This window comes from Hydrogenophaga sp. (assembly GCF_050182545.1).
Classification (GTDB): Bacteria; Pseudomonadota; Gammaproteobacteria; order Burkholderiales; family Burkholderiaceae_C; genus Hydrogenophaga.
In genome coordinates, this window is record NZ_JBFXCD010000023.1 from 18,602 (window position 1) to 34,379 (window position 15,778).

Annotated in this window: 15 protein-coding genes and 1 tRNA gene; 8 read left to right on the forward strand and 8 right to left on the reverse strand. The window is 68.6% G+C overall.

The window, feature by feature from the left end; translation table 11 throughout:
* The first annotated feature begins 185 nt into the window (after window positions 1-185).
* Both AB7P10_RS18175 and AB7P10_RS18180 read left to right on the forward strand, forming a co-directional pair.
* The gene (locus AB7P10_RS18175) at window positions 186-2,414 is read left to right on the forward strand and encodes a protein-disulfide reductase DsbD family protein (protein WP_428295255.1); all 2,229 of its coding nucleotides are present in this window, start codon (window positions 186-188) and stop codon (window positions 2,412-2,414) included.
* 63 nt (window positions 2,415-2,477) lie between these two features.
* Window positions 2,478-3,104 (forward strand): thioredoxin family protein, encoded by a 627-nt coding sequence (locus tag AB7P10_RS18180; protein WP_428295256.1) that lies wholly within the window; start codon window positions 2,478-2,480, stop codon window positions 3,102-3,104.
* A 45-nt stretch (window positions 3,105-3,149) separates the two neighbouring features.
* Here the strand turns inward: AB7P10_RS18180 and AB7P10_RS18185 are convergent, their stop codons facing one another.
* Window positions 3,150-3,476 carry a winged helix-turn-helix transcriptional regulator gene (locus AB7P10_RS18185; RefSeq protein WP_428295257.1) on the reverse strand — a complete coding sequence of 109 codons (327 nt, stop codon included), beginning with the start codon at window positions 3,474-3,476 and terminating at the stop codon, window positions 3,150-3,152.
* A 93-nt stretch (window positions 3,477-3,569) separates the two neighbouring features.
* On the opposite strand from AB7P10_RS18185, the gene AB7P10_RS18190 reads away from it, so the two are divergent.
* The 3 genes from AB7P10_RS18190 to priA all read left to right on the forward strand — a co-directional run bounded on the left by AB7P10_RS18190 (window position 3,570) and on the right by priA (window position 8,073).
* Entirely contained in the window at window positions 3,570-4,283 is a 714-nt protein-coding gene (locus AB7P10_RS18190; RefSeq protein WP_428295258.1) for a glutathione S-transferase family protein, read from the forward strand.
* A gap of 95 nt (window positions 4,284-4,378) precedes the next feature.
* Window positions 4,379-5,482, forward strand: coding sequence for a uroporphyrinogen decarboxylase (gene hemE, locus AB7P10_RS18195; RefSeq protein ID WP_428295259.1), 1,104 nt, complete (start codon window positions 4,379-4,381; stop codon window positions 5,480-5,482).
* 446 nt (window positions 5,483-5,928) lie between these two features.
* Window positions 5,929-8,073: a replication restart helicase PriA gene (priA, locus tag AB7P10_RS18200; RefSeq protein WP_428295260.1), complete on the forward strand. Its 2,145-nt coding sequence runs from the start codon at window positions 5,929-5,931 to the stop codon at window positions 8,071-8,073.
* Window positions 8,074-8,080: 7 nt separating this feature from the next.
* Here priA and AB7P10_RS18205 read toward each other — a convergent pair whose 3' ends face one another.
* Window positions 8,081-8,488: a hypothetical protein gene (locus AB7P10_RS18205; RefSeq protein WP_428295261.1), complete on the reverse strand. Its 408-nt coding sequence runs from the start codon at window positions 8,486-8,488 to the stop codon at window positions 8,081-8,083.
* Entirely contained in the window at window positions 8,485-8,988 is a 504-nt protein-coding gene (locus AB7P10_RS18210) for a GAF domain-containing protein (protein WP_428295262.1), read from the reverse strand. Before AB7P10_RS18210 ends, AB7P10_RS18205 begins: the two co-directional genes overlap by 4 nt.
* A 145-nt stretch (window positions 8,989-9,133) precedes the next feature.
* Between AB7P10_RS18210 and AB7P10_RS18215 the strand changes: the two genes are divergently transcribed.
* Window positions 9,134-10,144, forward strand: a complete 1,011-nt coding sequence (locus AB7P10_RS18215; RefSeq protein WP_428295263.1) for an MBL fold metallo-hydrolase — start codon at window positions 9,134-9,136, stop codon at window positions 10,142-10,144.
* On the opposite strand, the gene AB7P10_RS18220 is transcribed toward AB7P10_RS18215, so the two are convergent.
* Window positions 10,110-11,072, reverse strand: coding sequence for an AEC family transporter (locus AB7P10_RS18220; RefSeq protein ID WP_428295264.1), 963 nt, complete (start codon window positions 11,070-11,072; stop codon window positions 10,110-10,112). The genes AB7P10_RS18215 and AB7P10_RS18220 overlap by 35 nt on opposite strands.
* A 101-nt stretch (window positions 11,073-11,173) precedes the next feature.
* Between AB7P10_RS18220 and AB7P10_RS18225 the strand changes: the two genes are divergently transcribed.
* Both AB7P10_RS18225 and AB7P10_RS18230 read left to right on the forward strand, forming a co-directional pair.
* Window positions 11,174-13,252, forward strand: a complete 2,079-nt coding sequence (locus AB7P10_RS18225; protein ID WP_428295265.1) for an ATP-dependent helicase — start codon at window positions 11,174-11,176, stop codon at window positions 13,250-13,252.
* A complete protein-coding gene (locus AB7P10_RS18230; RefSeq protein ID WP_428295266.1) occupies window positions 13,249-13,737 on the forward strand; it encodes a hypothetical protein in 489 nt (162 codons plus the stop codon). Before AB7P10_RS18225 ends, AB7P10_RS18230 begins: the two co-directional genes overlap by 4 nt.
* A gap of 20 nt (window positions 13,738-13,757) precedes the next feature.
* Here AB7P10_RS18230 and AB7P10_RS18235 read toward each other — a convergent pair whose 3' ends face one another.
* From AB7P10_RS18235 to AB7P10_RS18250, 4 genes are all read right to left on the reverse strand, one after another.
* Window positions 13,758-13,982, reverse strand: coding sequence for a hypothetical protein (locus AB7P10_RS18235; protein WP_428295267.1), 225 nt, complete (start codon window positions 13,980-13,982; stop codon window positions 13,758-13,760).
* Between the two features lie 31 nt (window positions 13,983-14,013).
* Complete coding sequence (locus AB7P10_RS18240) at window positions 14,014-14,409, reverse strand: hypothetical protein (protein WP_428295268.1); 396 nt, start codon at window positions 14,407-14,409, stop codon at window positions 14,014-14,016.
* A gap of 522 nt (window positions 14,410-14,931) precedes the next feature.
* Window positions 14,932-15,007: transfer RNA gene (locus AB7P10_RS18245), tRNA-Phe, on the reverse strand.
* Between the two features lie 59 nt (window positions 15,008-15,066).
* Window positions 15,067-15,768, reverse strand: coding sequence for a response regulator (locus AB7P10_RS18250; protein ID WP_428295269.1), 702 nt, complete (start codon window positions 15,766-15,768; stop codon window positions 15,067-15,069).
* Window positions 15,769-15,778: the final 10 nt, after the last annotated feature.

The following is a 15,778-nucleotide window of genomic DNA, read 5'->3' on the forward strand; positions in this document are numbered from 1 at the left end:
ACCGAAAGCCGAAAAACCTGTGAAGCCTGCATGACAAAGACACCGGCTGTCGCAGGCAGACGAATAGCGCTCGCTTATATTTGAACGCCCCGCGGGGCCAGGAACTTGGCGCGAGCCGCCCCCTCCAAAAAGGCCTGGCGTCCTGCCACCTATCCCTCCCCCGCTCCCTCCCGTCCTGGTATCCGATGCCGCTTTCGCTTTCCGCTCTTTCCCCCCGGCGCGCCCTCGTCCGCCTGTGCGGCGCCGTGCTGTGTGTCGGGCTGCCTGTTGCCGCGCTGGCCCAGGGCCTCCTGTCTGGCACCCCGACCGCCCAGACCGTGGTGCAGAGCGACCAGGCCCGCGCCGAGTTGCTGGCCCATGCGCCCGAGGGCGCTGCCCCCGGGCAGCCGGTCTGGGTCGGCCTGCAGATCACCCACGCGCCCGAGTGGCACACCTACTGGAAGAACTCGGGCGACTCCGGCCTGCCCACCGAACTGCAGTGGACGCTGCCGCCAGGCGTCACGGCCGGGCCCATCGCCTGGCCCACGCCGCGCAAGTTCCCCATTGGCAACCTGGCCAACTACGGCTACGACGGCACCGTGCTGCTGCCGGTGCCGCTCACCGTGGGCCCGGGCTTCACCGGCGAGTCCATCGACGTCAAGCTCTACGCGGCCTGGCTGGTCTGCCGCAAGGAATGCATTCCGGAAGAAGGCCAGTTCGCGCTGCGCATCCCGGCCCGGGGTTCGACCGCACTCAACGGCGCCGCGTTCGACGCCAGCTTCAAGGCCGCCCCCGTGGACCAGCCCGCGCGGGACAGCCAGGTGACGCCCGACGCCAAGGCCCTGGCCGTCTCGCTGGCCGGGCTGCCGGCCGCCTGGCAAGGCCAGCCGCTCGAATTCTTCCCCGAAGCCCCGGGCCTGATCGAGCCCGGCGCGGCCTGGTCCCAGGCCTGGGAAGGCGAACGCTGGACCGCGCGCGTGCCACTTTCCGCCTTCCGCAGCGACAGCCCCGCGCGAATGGACCTGGTGGTGGCCCCGGCAGCGCCAGCCGGCCACGGCCCGGGCAGTCCCGGCGTGCGGCTGGAGGTGCCGGTGCAGGGGGCGTGGCCCGCCGCCGCGCCCCTGCCGGGCGCCGTGCCCGCGGCCTTGCAGGCCGCGCTGGACGCCAATGCCGCGCGCGCCGGCGATGCGGCGGCGGCACCCCTGACGAGCGCCACCGCGCTCAGCCTGGGCGCGGCCTTGCTGGGCGCCCTGCTCGGCGGCCTGATCCTCAACCTCATGCCCTGTGTGTTCCCGGTGCTGGCCATCAAGGTGACCGCCTTCGCCCGCCATGCGGACGACCGCGCCGCCCTGCGCGCCAACGGCATCGCCTACACCGCCGGCGTGGTGCTGTCCTTCACGGCGCTGGGCGCGCTGCTGCTCGCGCTGCGCTCGGCGGGCGAGCAGCTTGGCTGGGGCTTCCAGTTGCAAAGCCCGGCGGTGGTGGCGGCGCTGGCCCTGCTGTTCACGCTGATCGGCCTGAACCTGGCGGGCCTGTTCGAAATCGGGCGCGTGCTGCCCAGCCGCGTGACCAACCTGCAGGCGAAGAACCCGACGGCCGACGCCTTCCTCACCGGCGTGCTCGCCACCGCCATCGCCTCGCCCTGCACCGCGCCCTTCATGGGCGCCTCGCTGGGCCTGGCCATTGGCCTGCCGGCCGGGCAGGCGCTGGCCGTATTCGCCACCCTGGGCATGGGCATGGCCCTGCCTTACCTGGCCGCGAGCTGGGTGCCGGCGGTGGCCCGCGCCCTGCCGCGCCCGGGCGCGTGGATGGACACTTTCCGCCGCTTCATGGCGTTCCCCATGTTCGCCACCGTGGTCTGGCTGCTGTGGGTGCTGGGCCAGCAAAGCGGCATCGACGGCGCGGCCGCGCTGCTCATGCTGCTGGTGGTGGTGGCGTTGCTGGTGTGGGCGCTCGGCCTGCGTGGCAGGAGCCGCGCGGTGCTGGCCAGCCTGTCGCTGGCGGGCCTGGCCTGGCTGGGCTGGGCCATCGGCCCGAGCGTGACGCGCCTGCAGGAGACAGCGCCCGGCGAGACCGTGGCCACCGCCGTCAGCGGCCTGAACTGGCAACCCTGGAGCCCGCAGGCGCAGGCCGCGCTGATCGCGCAGGACCGGGCGGTGTTCGTCGACTTCACCGCCGCCTGGTGCGTGACCTGCCAGTACAACAAGCGCACCACGCTGGCCGACGCGACCGTGCTGGGTGACCTGGCCAGCAAGAACGTGGCGCTGCTGCGCGCCGACTGGACGCGCCGCGACCCCGCCGTCACCGCCGCGCTGGCCGAACTGGGGCGCAACGGCGTGCCGGTGTACGCGATCTACCGCAAAGGGCAGCCGATCCAGCTGCTGTCCGAAGTGCTGAGTGTCGAGGAGGTCCGCGAGGCGCTGGCCCGACTGTGAACCGCCCGGCGCCTCAATTTGTGTTCTTCAACCGTTCCCTTGTCCGCCCACAGGAGTCACACCATGCAACGCCGTCCCCTGCTCGCTCTCGCCGTCTTCTCGCCCCTGGGCACCATGCTGGTCGCGCCCGCGTTCGCCGCGGCGGGCGTGGGCCAGGCCGCACCCGACTTCACCCTGATGGACACGGCCGGCAAGCCGGTGAAACTCTCGGACTTCAAGGGCAAGACCGTCGTGCTGGAATGGAACAACCCCGGCTGCCCCTTCGTGCGCAAGCACTACCAGGGCAACATGCAGGCGCTGCAGAAGGAGGCCACCGGCCAGGGTGTGGTCTGGCTGGCGATCAACTCCACCCGCGACGACAGCGCCGACTACCAGACCCCGCCCCAGCTCGGCCGCTGGATGGCCGAGAAGGGCGCCAGCCCCACGGCCACGTTGATGGACGAGGACGGCAAGGTGGGTGAAGCCTATGCCGCGCGCGTCACGCCGCACATGTACATCGTCAACCCGCAGGGCGTGCTGGTGTACGCCGGCGGCATCGACAGCATCCCTTCCGCTCGGGTGGACGACATCCAGAAGGCCACCAACTACGTGCGCCAGGGCCTGAACGAACTGCGCGCCGGCAAGCCGCTGAGCGTGGCCACCAGCCGGGCCTACGGCTGCAGCATCAAGTACCGGAACGGCGCGGCGTAAACGCTGGCTCCTTGGGCCGCCGCGGTATCGGCGCAACCGCTTCGCCTAGGTGGCGACGCGTTGCGCCTGCGTGTCGCTCCACCAGTCGCCCAGCGCATCGATCAGCGGAATCAGCTTGAGGCCAACCGGGGTCAGCGCGTAGTCCACCCTGGACGGATAGCCTTCAAAGGCCGTGCGGCGCACGATGCCGGCCTTCTCCAGCTTGCGCAGTTCCAGCGTGAGCATGCGGTGCGAAATGCCCGGATTGTCCCGTTGCAACTCGCTGAAGCGTTTCGTGCCGTCCTGCATGTAGTAGAGCAACAGCGTCGGCCAGCGGCCGCTGAGCAAGACCATCGCCTCTTCGATCGGGCATTCGGATACGGCGGTTTTCATGGGGTTTCCATCCAGTCACAAAAAAGTGCGTCATTTACGTCGGCCCCGTTGCGCGGCAGAGTCCAGGCTCCTGCAACTCAACGGACCTCCCCAATGACTCCTGTGCTTGTTTACGGCATCCCCGCCGGCAGTTCGATGGGCCTCGTGGCCTCCCTGGAATGGCTGGGTCAGCCCTACCGCCTGTGCCGGGTCGACATGCTGGGCGAGATGCGCGAAGCATCGTACGCCCGCATCAACGCCCGCCACGAAACCCCGGTGCTGATCACCGATGACAGCCGCTCGCTGAGCGAAACCATGGCCATTGCCGCATGGCTTGAAGCACGCGACACCGGGCGTCGCATCAGCTTCGAGCCGCACTCCCCGCAGGCCGACCGCATGCACCAATGGATGGCCTTCATCAACACCGGCTTCACCGGCGCATTCGCACCGCTGTGGACGGCGCTGGAGATGGACCCGCCCGACCCGGGCCAACAAGCTGCGCTGCGCCGCTTCGGCCGTGAAGCCGTCATCGAACGGCACGACAAGCTCGAAGCGATGCTGCGCGACAGCCCGCACGCCTTTCTGGCGGGCGAGCGCCCGACACTGGCCGACGGCCTGCTCATCGGCGTGGCGCGCTGGCTGGACTTCCACGCCGTCGCCGAAGCCGAGCGCTGGCCACGCCTGGCCGCCCTGCGCGCGCGCCTGGAGGCCGATGCCGCCGTTCAGTTCGCGCTGGCCATCGAAAACGGCGAGCAGCCGCGTGGCTCGGGCGCGTTTCGCGGACACATTGCCCTCTCGGACCTGCTTGAACAAGCCGTGCCTGCCTGAGGTCCGGGCCGGGTGTGGCGGGGTTCTGGAAAACCGCAGCGCGACCCACACGGGATAATCCCCCGGATACCCCCACCCGCGTCCAGCACCTCGACATGCCCTTTGCCCCCCTGCAGAACGACACATTCCTGCGCGCCTGCCTGCGCCAGTCCACCGACCACACGCCCGTCTGGCTCATGCGCCAGGCCGGGCGCTACCTGCCCGAGTACCGCGCCACGCGCGCGCGGGCCGGCAGTTTCATGGGGCTGGCCACCAACGTGGGCTACGCGACCGAGGTGACGCTGCAGCCGCTGGAGCGCTATGCGCTGGACGCGGCGATCCTGTTCAGCGACATCCTCACAGTGCCCGACGCCATGGGGCTGGGCCTGTCGTTCGCGCTCGGCGAAGGCCCGAAATTCGAGAAGACCGTGCGCACCGAGGCCGACGTCGCCGCGCTCGCCGTGCCCGACATGGACCGGCTGCGCTATGTGTTCGACGCGGTCACCTCCATCCGCAAGGCGCTCAACGGCCGCGTGCCTCTCATCGGGTTCTCGGGCAGCCCCTGGACGCTGGCCTGCTACATGGTCGAGGGGGGCGGCTCGGACGACTACCGTGCGGTCAAGTCGCTCATGTACAGCCGCCCGGACCTGATGCACCGCATTCTGGCCATCAATGCCGACGCGGTGGCCGCCTACCTGAACGCGCAGATCGAAGCCGGCGCGCAGGCGGTGATGGTGTTCGACAGCTGGGGCGGCGTGCTCGCCGACGGCAAGTTCCAGGACTTCAGCCTGGCCTACACCCGGCGCGTGCTGTCGCAGCTCAAGCGCGAGCACGAGGGCGCGGTGATCCCGCGCATCGTCTTTACCAAAGGCGGCGGACTGTGGCTCGAAGACATGAAGGACCTGGACTGCCACGCGCTCGGCCTGGACTGGACGGTGAACCTGGGCCGCGCGCGCGCTCTGGTGGGCGAAGGCCCGCAGGCCAAGGCCCTGCAGGGCAACATCGACCCGAACGTGCTGTTCGCGCCGCCCGATCGCATCGAGGCGGAGGTGGCCTCGGTTCTTGAGAGCTTTGGCACGCCGCACCAGGGCGCGGGCACCGGCCCCTCACACATCTTCAACCTCGGCCACGGGATCAGCCAGCACACGCCGCCGGAGCACGTGTCGGTGCTCGTGGATGCGGTGCATTCGCATTCACGAAGGCTGCGCGCGACCGTCTGAAGCGCTGCGGATTTTGCAGCTGAACCGGGTCTGCGGGCGTGCTCCAGCGCGGTTCGCAGCCCTGTCCCAAGGGTTTGTGACACTGTCATCCGGCCGTCAAACTGGCGCCGTTCCAAGGTCCCATAACACAAAAAAAGCCGAAAAAGTCACTTGACAGGCTTCACTTATGCACAAAACCTGTGCTGCGGTGCGCCATAAAAAGTGGTCGGCCCGAGACAGTAGGAATTTCCCGCAATGTCTTTGCAAGTCGTTGATTCATATAGGTTTTAGTTTGTGCTTTTTTTGCGGGCATTTTAAGAAAACCCTTGATTTTCAAGGCCTCCAACGGCACGAACTCAAACTATCAACAAAGTTATCCACAAAAAGTCTGGATATGTCTTCATGCGCTGTCAAATCAACAACTTAGAGCGACTTCCGACAGAACAGCTCAAGAACAGGCGCTAAGCATGGCTTTCTGGCCCAGCGTCGTCGTGGCCACCCCGGCCCACAGCGGGGTGGGCGCGGCCCTGACCTATCGAAGTGAGTTGTCGCTCGCGCCGGGCACTTTGGTGCGGGTGCCGCTGGGCGCGCGCGAGGTGCTGGGCGTGGTGTGGGACTGCCCGTTGCAACCGCCGGCAGGCCTGTCCGAAGCCCAGACCCGGGACGTGGGCGGCGTGCTCGAAGGTCTGCCGGCGCTGAATGCCAGCTGGCGCCAGCTGGTGCGTTTTGCCGCGCAGTACTACCAGCGCAGCCTGGGCGAGGTGGCCCTGGCCGCGCTGCCACCGCAGTTGCGCGAACTCAGCAGCGCGCAGCTCGCGCGCCGCCTCAAGAAGCGGGCGCTGGCCGCGCAAGCCATCGGTGGGGGGGTGCCACCCGTGGCCGACGGCGAGGCCCCGGACGGCCCGGACCTCAGCGACGAACAATCCGAATCCCTGCGGGCGCTGGCACAGGCACAGGCGCCGGTGTTGCTGTTCGGCGCCACCGGCAGCGGCAAGACCGAGGTCTACCTGCGGGCCACGCTGCAGGCGCTGCGCTCGCATGCCGACGCGCAGGTGCTGGTGATGGTGCCCGAGATCAACCTCACGCCGCAGCTCGAGGCGCGCTTTCGCGAACGCTTCGAGCCCTTGTTCGGCGCTGGCGCGCTGGTCTGCCTGCACAGCGGCATGACGCCCGCCCAGCGCCTGGCGGGCTGGCTCGCGGCGCACACCGGCAGCGCGCGCATCGTGCTGGGCACGCGCATGGCGGTGCTGGCCAGCCTGCCGGGGCTGCGCCTGATCGTGGTCGACGAGGAGCATGACCCGAGCTACAAGAGCCAGGAAGGCGCGCGCTACTCGGCGCGCGACCTGGCGGTGTACCGCGCGAAGGTCGAGAGCGAAGCGCTCGCAGCGGGCGGCACGGGCGCACGCTGCCAGGTGGTGCTCGGCTCGGCCACGCCTTCGCTGGAGAGCTGGCACGCGGCGGACCAGGGGCGTTACCTGCGCCTGGCCATGCCGGCGCGCATCGGTGGCGGCGCACTGCCGCGCCTGCGCCTGGTCGACATGAACCACCAGCCCAAAGGGGCGGTGCTGTCCCCGCCGCTGGTGGCGGCGATGGCCGAGCGCATCGCGCGCGGCGAGCAGTGCCTGGTGCTGCTGAACCGGCGCGGCTATGCGCCGGTGCTGGCCTGCCACGACTGCGGCTGGAAGAGCGGCTGCCCGCATTGCAGCGCCTACCGCGTATTCCACAAGCTGGACCGCACGCTGCGCTGCCACCACTGCGGCTTCACCGAGCGCGTGCCACGCGCCTGCCCCGATTGCGGCAACCTCGACATCGCACCCGTGGGCCGCGGCACCGAGCAGGTGGAGGAGCAGCTCGCGGGCCTGCTGGCCGACGTGAAGCGCCCCGACGGCGGGCCCGCGCGCGTGGCGCGCATGGACGCCGACTCGACTCGCCTCAAGGGCAGCCTGGAGCTGCAGCTGGCCACCATGCACAGCGGCGAGGTCGACGTGCTGGTAGGCACGCAGATGATCGCCAAGGGCCACGACTTCCGGCGCATCACGCTGGTGGCGGCCATCAACGCCGACGCCGGCCTGTTCGCCAGCGACCACCGCGCGCCCGAGCGCCTGTTCGCGCTGCTGATGCAGGCGGGTGGACGTGCGGGACGCGACGCCGCCTTCATCACCGAGCAGGGCAGCGCCAGCGAACTCTGGGTCCAGACCTGGACGCCGCAACATCCGCTGTTTGCCGCGCTGCGCGCGCACGATTTTCCGGCCTTCGCGGCGCAGCAACTGGCCGAGCGCGAGAGCGCGGGCATGCCGCCTTTTGGCCACCAGGCGCTGCTGCGCGCCGACGCGCGCACGCAGCAGGCGGCGCAGGCCTGGCTGAACGCTGCCGCGCAGGCTGCCGAAGGCCTGCCGCACCGCGCGGACGTGACGCTCTACCCTGCCGTGCCGCTGACCATCCAGCGCGTGGCCAACGTGGAGCGCGCGCAACTGTTGGTCGAGGCCGCGTCGCGCGGCGCGCTGCAGCGTTTCCTGAGCGCGTGGCAGCCGCTGCTGCTCGAGTGCCGCAATCTGCCCGAGGCCCGTGGCCTGGTGCGCTTCGCGGTGGACGTCGACCCGTTGGTGGTTTAGGGCCTGTTCACGCGGCCAGCGGTTCGGGTGCGGGCCAGAGCTGCTCCAGCGTGTGGATCACGTCGCGCAGCCGGAACGGCTGCAGCAACAGCCGGCGCACGTCAAGTTCCTTGAGCTTCAGCACCAGGTCCGCGTTGCCCTCGCGCGCCATGGCCACCACGGGCAGGTCTGCGGCGCAGGGCAGGCTCCCCGCACGCAGGCGCTGCAGGAATTCCAATGCCGTCTCGCCTTCCGCCAGCGACAGCAGCAGGGCCTGGGGCGACCCCGATTTCAGCCACTGCTCTCCTGCCGCCACGCTGATCTCCTGGCGCACCCGGGCCAGTTGCAGCTCGCGGCACACCGAGGCCACCGTGCCGCGCACCAGACCGTCGGGCTCGATCAGCAGGATCTTGGGCAGCTTGCCGAACGGGCTCACGACACCGCCTCCTCGCGCCGGAACAGCTCTTCCACCACGAGGTCGCGCAGGCCACCCAGGATGGCCTCGTCGAGTTTGTCGAATTCGCGCGGGCGCCGGTCCATGATGCACAGCGTGCCCACCACCTGGCCATAGGGCAGCCGCAAGAGCGCCCCGGCATAGAAGCGGATGTAGGGGTGGCCGGTCACCATCGGGTTGTCGGCAAAGCGCGGGTCGCGCAGCGCGTCGGGTACCACCAGCGTCTTCGCCATGGCCACGGCGTGACCGCAAAAGGAAATGTCGCGTGGCGTCTCCTGCACGTCCTCCAGGCCGAAGGACGACTTGAACCACTGCCGGTCCTGGTCGACCAGCGAGACCAGCGCGATCGGCACATCGAATTCCTTCGCGGCGAACGCCGAGATGCGGTCGAAACGCTCTTCGGGCGGCGTATCGAGGATCACGAGATCGCGCAAGGCCTTCAGGCGCTTGGCTTCGTTGTGGGGCAAGGGGGCCTTGATCATGGGTGCTCCGCGCCGGCGGCGCTGGGCCGGCCTGACTACTACATCGGCAGTAGTTTCAGGAACGTAAGCCCTGGGGGACTTGATTCGCATCAAATATAAGCAAACTGCGATATAAGAGACTGGCACACCCACTGGAGACCCGCCCGTGACCCGATTAACCTCCCGCTGGTGGCTGGCGCCGCTGATGGCCCTGGCCTTTGCCGCCCACGCCCAGACCACCCCGCCCGCCGACACCGGCCCGGCCATGAAGGCGCAAGCCGTCGGCCCGCACAGCCACTACGTCGAAGGCCTGACGCAACTGGGTTCACCGAAGAACCAGAACTTCATCAGCAACGCCGGTTTCGTGGTCACGCCTGGGGGCGTGGTGGTGATCGACGCGCTGGGCTCGCCGCGCCTGGCCGAGCGGCTCACCCGGCTGATCGGCCAGATCACCGACCAGCCGGTGACGCACGTGATCCTGACCCACTACCACGCCGACCACATCTACGGGCTGCAGCATTTCAAGCAGTTGGGGGCGCAGATCATCGCCCACGGTGCATCACGCGAGTACATCCAGTCCGACACGGCGCGCCTGCGGCTGGAGGCCTCGCGCACCGACCTCGCGCCCTGGATCGACGCGCAGACCCGCATCGTGCCGGCCGATGTCTGGATCGACGGCCCGACCGCGCTCAAGGTCGGTGGCGTGGTGTTCGAGCTGGTGCCGGTGGGGCCGTCGCACACGCCGGAAGACCTCGCGGTGTTCGTGCCCTCGGAGCAGGTGCTGTACGCGGGCGACCTGTTCTTCAACGGCCGCCTGCCCTTCGTGGGCCAGGCCAACAGCCGGCAATGGATCCTGTCGCTGGACCGCCTGCTGGCCTTCGACGCGCGCACCGTCGTGCCCGGCCACGGCGCGGCCTCGACCAACCCGAAGAAAGACATTGCCACCACGCGCGACTACCTGCGGCATTTGCGCCAGAGCATGGGCGATGCGGTGGAGAACTTCGTGCCTTTCGACGAGGCCTACGAGAAGACCGACTGGTCGGCGTTTTCGGCCATCCCCATGTTCGGACCGGCCAACCGCATGAACGCCTACAACACCTACCTGCTGCGCGAGCAAGAAGCCTTGCAGGACCAGGCGCCCTCTACGTCGTCAGCGACACCGCCGCCGAAAAAGTGAGGAAGGCCGCGGCGGTGGTCACGAGGATGATGCGCGCGATGCGGCCGTTGTCGGCGCCGAAGCGCTCGGCCAGCAGCGAGACGTTGCTCGCGCTCGGCAGCGCGGCCACCAGCACCATCACCGTCAGCGCGGCCGGTGCGAGCGGCAGGCCCATCTGGATCGCGCCCAGGCCCACGGCCAGCACCAGCAGCGGGTGCAGCAGCAGCTTCATGACGGCCACCGGCAGGTAGTCCGACAGCGGCATCGGGTGGTTGGACTGCATCTGCGCGCGCGCCAGCACCGCACCAATGGTGAACAGCGCCACCGGCGAGGCCGCATCCGCCAGCAGCCACAGCGTCTGTTCCACCGGCTTGGGCAGGGTGAAGCTGTACGCCGAGGCCAGCGCGCCCAGCACGATGGCCCAGGGCATGGGGTTGCCGAGCACGCCGCGCAGGGCCTTGCGGCCCGCGTCCAGCATGGCCTGACGGCCATGGCCCTCGGCATCGTCCAGACGCGAAAGCGCGATGCACAGCGAGCTGGTGACCACCATGTCGATCAACATGGTCAGGATCACGGTGCCGGCCGCCGACGCGCCCAGCAGCGCCACGATCAGCGGCACGCCCATGAAGCCCGAATTGGGAAACGCCGCCACCAGCGCGCCGAGCGAAGCGTCGTTCCAGCGGATGCGCCGGTTCATGGTGATGGCGATGCAGAAGGCCACCATCACCAGGGCGCACACCAGGTACACGCCGATCACCGTGGCGTCGAGCAGCTGCGCGATCGGCGTGGTGGAGCCGAAGCGGTACAGCATGCAGGGCAGCGCGAAGAACAGCACGAACCCGTTCAACCCCGGAATCGCCTCCAGCGGCAGCATGCGCCGGCGCGCCGCCACGAACCCCGCCAGCACGAGCGCGAAGAACGGGAAAGTGACGAGCAGGATGTTCAGCACGGGGCCGATTGTCTCAGGCGGGCGTGGGCCGACCGCGACACCCCGACCGGTATGATCCAGCGCTTGTCTCCGAAGCGTCTCCTGTCTCCCGCCTCCTCTCCATGTCCCACGGCCTGAACCTCGCCCAACTGGAAGCCGTGAACCACCTGGGCGGGCCTTGCCTCGTGCTCGCGGGCGCCGGGTCGGGCAAGACGCGCGTGATCACGCACAAGATCGGCCGCCTCATCCAGGCCGGCCTGGCGGCCGAGCGCATCGCGGCCATCACCTTCACCAACAAGGCCGCCGCCGAAATGCGCGAGCGCGCCGGCCAGCTGGTGGGGCGCGAGGCGAAGAAGGTGCTGATCTGCACCTTCCACGCGCTGGGCGTGCGCCTGTTGCGCGAGGACGGCGCCGCGCTCGGGCTGAAGAAACAGTTCAGCATCCTCGACACCGACGACATCACCAGCCTGCTCAAGGACTGCGGCGGCACCACCGACGCGGCCACCGCGCGCGGCTGGCAGTGGGCCATCAGTGCCTGGAAGAGCGCGGGCCTGAACGCGGCCCAGGCGCTGGCGCAGGCGAAGGACGAAAACGAACGCGTGACCGCGACCATCATGGCGCGCTACGAGGAGCGACTCAGCGCCTACCAGAGCGTGGATTTCGACGACCTCATCAGCCTGCCGCTGAAGCTGCTGAGCGAGCACGAGGACGTGCGCGCGCGCTGGCAGAAAAAGATGGGCCACGTGCTGGTGGACGAGTACCAGGACACCAATGCCACGCAGTACGAGCTGCTCAAGCTGCTGGTGGGCGAACGCGCGCGCTTCACCGCCGTGGGCGACGACGACCAGTCCATCTACGGCTGGCGCGGCGCCACGCTGGACAACCTCAGGCGCCTGCCCCAGGACTTCCCCGAGCTCAAGGTCATCAAGCTGGAGCAGAACTACCGCTCCACCAGCGCCATCCTGCGCGCGGCCAACAACGTGATCGGCCCCAACCCCAAGCTGTTCCCCAAGACGCTGTGGAGCGATCTGGGCGAGGGCGAGCCGGTGCGCGTGGTCGACGCGGACAACGAGGACCACGAGGCCGAGCGCGCGGTGGCGCGCATACAAAGCCTGCGCGCGAGCTCGCAGCACAAGGAGTGGCGCGACTTCGCCATCCTCTACCGCGCCAACCACATGGCACGCTCGTTCGAACAGTCGCTGCGAAAGGCCAACATTCCGTACAAGGTCTCGGGGGGTCAGAGCTTCTTCGACCGCGCCGAGATCCGCGACCTCTGCGCCTGGCTGCGCCTGCTGGTCAACAACGACGACGACCCGGCCTTCCTGCGCTCGGCGACCACGCCCAAGCGCGGCATCGGCCACACCACGCTGCAGCAGCTCGGCACCTTTGCCACCCAGTACAAGCTCAGCCTGTTCGAGGCGTTGTTCTCCAACTCGCTCGGCACCGCCCTGCCCGCGCGCGCCGTGGCCACGCTGCACGAGTTCGGCCGCGCGGTGAACGACCTGGAGTACCGCGCGAAGAGCACGGTGGGCCACGAGGCGGCGCGCGCCTTCCTGAACGACTGGCTCAAGGACATCGCCTACGAGAAGCACCTGTACGACAGCGAGGACAACGAGAAGGTCGCCGCCGCGCGCTGGACCAACGTGATGGACTTCTGCGACTGGGTGGCCGGGCGCTGCGGCGGCAAGATCGAGGACGAAGCCGGCGTGCAGGTCGAGACCGAGCGCAAGAGCCTGCTCGAGGTGGTGCAGACCATCGCGCTGCTGTCCACCCTGAGCGAGCGCGAACAGGACCAGAACGTGGTCACGCTCTCCACGCTGCACGCCTCCAAGGGCCTGGAGTGGCCGCACGTGTTGCTGGTCGGCGTGAACGAAGGCCTGTTGCCGTTCAAGATGGACGAGGAGCCCGGCCAGAGCGACGCCGCCGCCGAGAACATGGCGCAGCGCCTGCAGGAAGAGCGGCGCCTGATGTACGTGGGCATCACACGCGCGCAGCGCACGCTGGCGGTGAGCTGGCTCAAGCGGCGCAAGAAAGGGCGCGAGAGCATTCCCGGCCAGGCCAGCCGCTTCATCCAGGAAATGGCGCTGGACCAGAACACGGTCAAGGAAGACCCGCGCGAGAAGCTGCGCGCGCTGCGCGCCGAGTTCGCGCAACGCGCTACCGAACAGGCCGCGCAGAAGGCGGCGGACATCGCGCCATGACCCGCTGTCTGCCGCTTCTCGCCCTGACGTGCGCCGCGCTGGCCCTGCCCTCTGCCGCGCAGACATCCGCGACACCGGCACCCACCTGCACGCAGCCGACCGACTTCGCGCCACAGCAGCTCTACGGCCTGTGGCAACTCCATCTGTGGCCCGTTGAAGGCGGCAATGACTCGGCCCCCAACTCGACCGGCGCGCTGCTGTTCGAGCGCCACCCCGAACACCCGGGCAGCGTGCGCGGCAGCCTGAAGCGCAGCACGCCCGGCAACGACCGGCAGGCGCAGGTGGTCGGCGACGTGACGAACGGTGGCGAGTTCCACCTCGACGAGTCGGCCGACGGCGTGACCATGGACGCGGTGTGGGAGGGTGAAGTCACCGCCAGCGGCTGCGGGCAGGAACTGCGCGGCGTGCGCCGGCCCGCCGAAGGCCGCGGCAGCGGCGAACCGCTGATGCAATTCGTGCTGAAGAAAGCGCCCGGCTGGCGCTGAAAGCCCGGGGTGGTGCTGGCTCAGTAGCCGTCGGCCAGCGGATCGGCGGCCCGCTGCTGCGACTGCTCCATGGACTTCTGCAGTTGCTGCCGCACCTGTTCCTGCGTGGCCCGACCCTGTTCCATCTCGTTCTTCTTGATGGCGCCCGCCGTGGCGGCCGTGCCGGCGGTTTCCACGCCGCAAGCGGTGAGCAGGCACAGCCCCGACACGGCCAGGGCGATAGCGCGGGTTCTACAAAGCGTCATGGGCGCCATTCTCGCCCCGCACCCCGGGTCGTCAAGCCGCCTGGGCGTGCTGTGCCGACTGGCGGTCAAATCCCTCGCAGAGCAGGTCGGCCAGCATGGCCGGCACGTCGTTGTCAAAACTCATCAGCAGCTCAGTAGACACAGCGGCCGAGGCCGCCTGCAGCAACTCGAGCACGGCCGTCCGCTGCGCGTCACTGGCCGGGTGGCCGAGCCGCGCGGCCAACGCGCCCAGCACGGCATCGCGCGTGCGATCGGCCCCGAGCACCTGCCACGCGAAGTCGATCTCGTACCGCGCCACCAGATCGTTGAGGCTCTCGCCGTCCAGGCGCGCTTCTTCGGCCATGTGGCCCAGCGTGCGGGTGCTGAGGCCTTGCTGGACACGGGCGAGCAACGCGTCGTGCCCGGATGGGGGGTGGTTGGTGTTCATGCGGAATCCCGAAGAAGAGAACCGGGCACAAGCCCGGCGGCCAGCGTGCGCGGCCCGGAAAAGCAAAGGCCCATCGCGGTGGATGGGCCCAAGTGCGAGATGTCGGGTGACCCCGCTGCGGGGTCGGTGGACCAGGGAAGTGTAAGGCCACGCGCGCAGCCCCCGCCGCGGTCCCTCAGACGGCGTTGACCACCCCGCCCACGGCGCCGGAACCTGTCTGCAACACGGGATGAACCGCCCCGGCTTGCACTGCATTTGCACCGGATTGGACGGTCTGACTCATGCCGCCTTTTTGCGCCGGTTTGGTTGACACCAGAAAGCTGGCCAACAACGCAGCGCTTGCAGCCGCGAATGAAGCCCCGGTCTCCAGGCCAGGTGCGAAAAGCAACCAACAGAGAGACAGGCCACAGGCAACGGCGGAAATCACGCGGAAGAAATAACCAGCATTGCGAGATCGTAGAAATCAATCGTGCATGTAGAAACGCCCCAGAACCCTAAATGGGCGCTGAGGCGCATAAATGCTGGTGGCCTGGGGCGGAATCGAACCACCGACACGCGGATTTTCAATCCGCTGCTCTACCAACTGAGCTACCGGGCCTTTGAGAGAAGCGAGATTGTAGCAGCTTCAACGGGCCTGTTTTCCCGCGACGGGGATGCTCAGAGTGCGTTGCGTTTGCTGCGCGCGAGGTCCACGCCAAGTTGCTTGAGCTTGCGGTAGAGATGGGTGCGTTCGAGGCCGGTTTTTTCGGCCACGCGGGTCATGGAGCCGGACTCGCGGGCCAGGTGGTATTCAAAGTAGGCCTTTTCGAATTCGTCGCGCGCTTCGCGCAGTGGGCCGTCCAGGTTGAAGGACTGCAGGCACTGCGGGCCGAGGTCCACCATGGGCTCGGGCAGTGTGCCCCCGGTCATGGCGGTTTCCACGGTGAACTCCGCCGAGAGCATGTTGCCGCCCACGCGTAGGGCCGTGGCGGGCGCCGCATGGTTGGGCTTGGCCGGCGCCTTGTTGAGACCCTGGTCCACCGCCTTGAGCAGCTTGGCCATGGTGATGGGTTTTTCCAGGAAGGCCGTGGCGCCGATGCGCGTGGCCTCAACCGCGGTGTCGATGGTGGCGTGGCCACTCATCATGATCACGGGCATGGAGAGCAATCCGTTGCTGGACCACTCCTTGAGCAGCGTCACGCCATCGGTGTCTGGCATCCAGATGTCGAGCAGCACCAGGTCGGGCCGCAGCTGGACGCGCACGGCGCGAGCCTGTGCGGCGTTCTCGGCGAGCTCGACGGTGTGGCCCTCGTCGTTCAGGATCTCGGAGAGCAGATCCCGGATGCCCAGTTCATCGTCTACGACCAGAATTGTTGCCATGGCGCGGAGT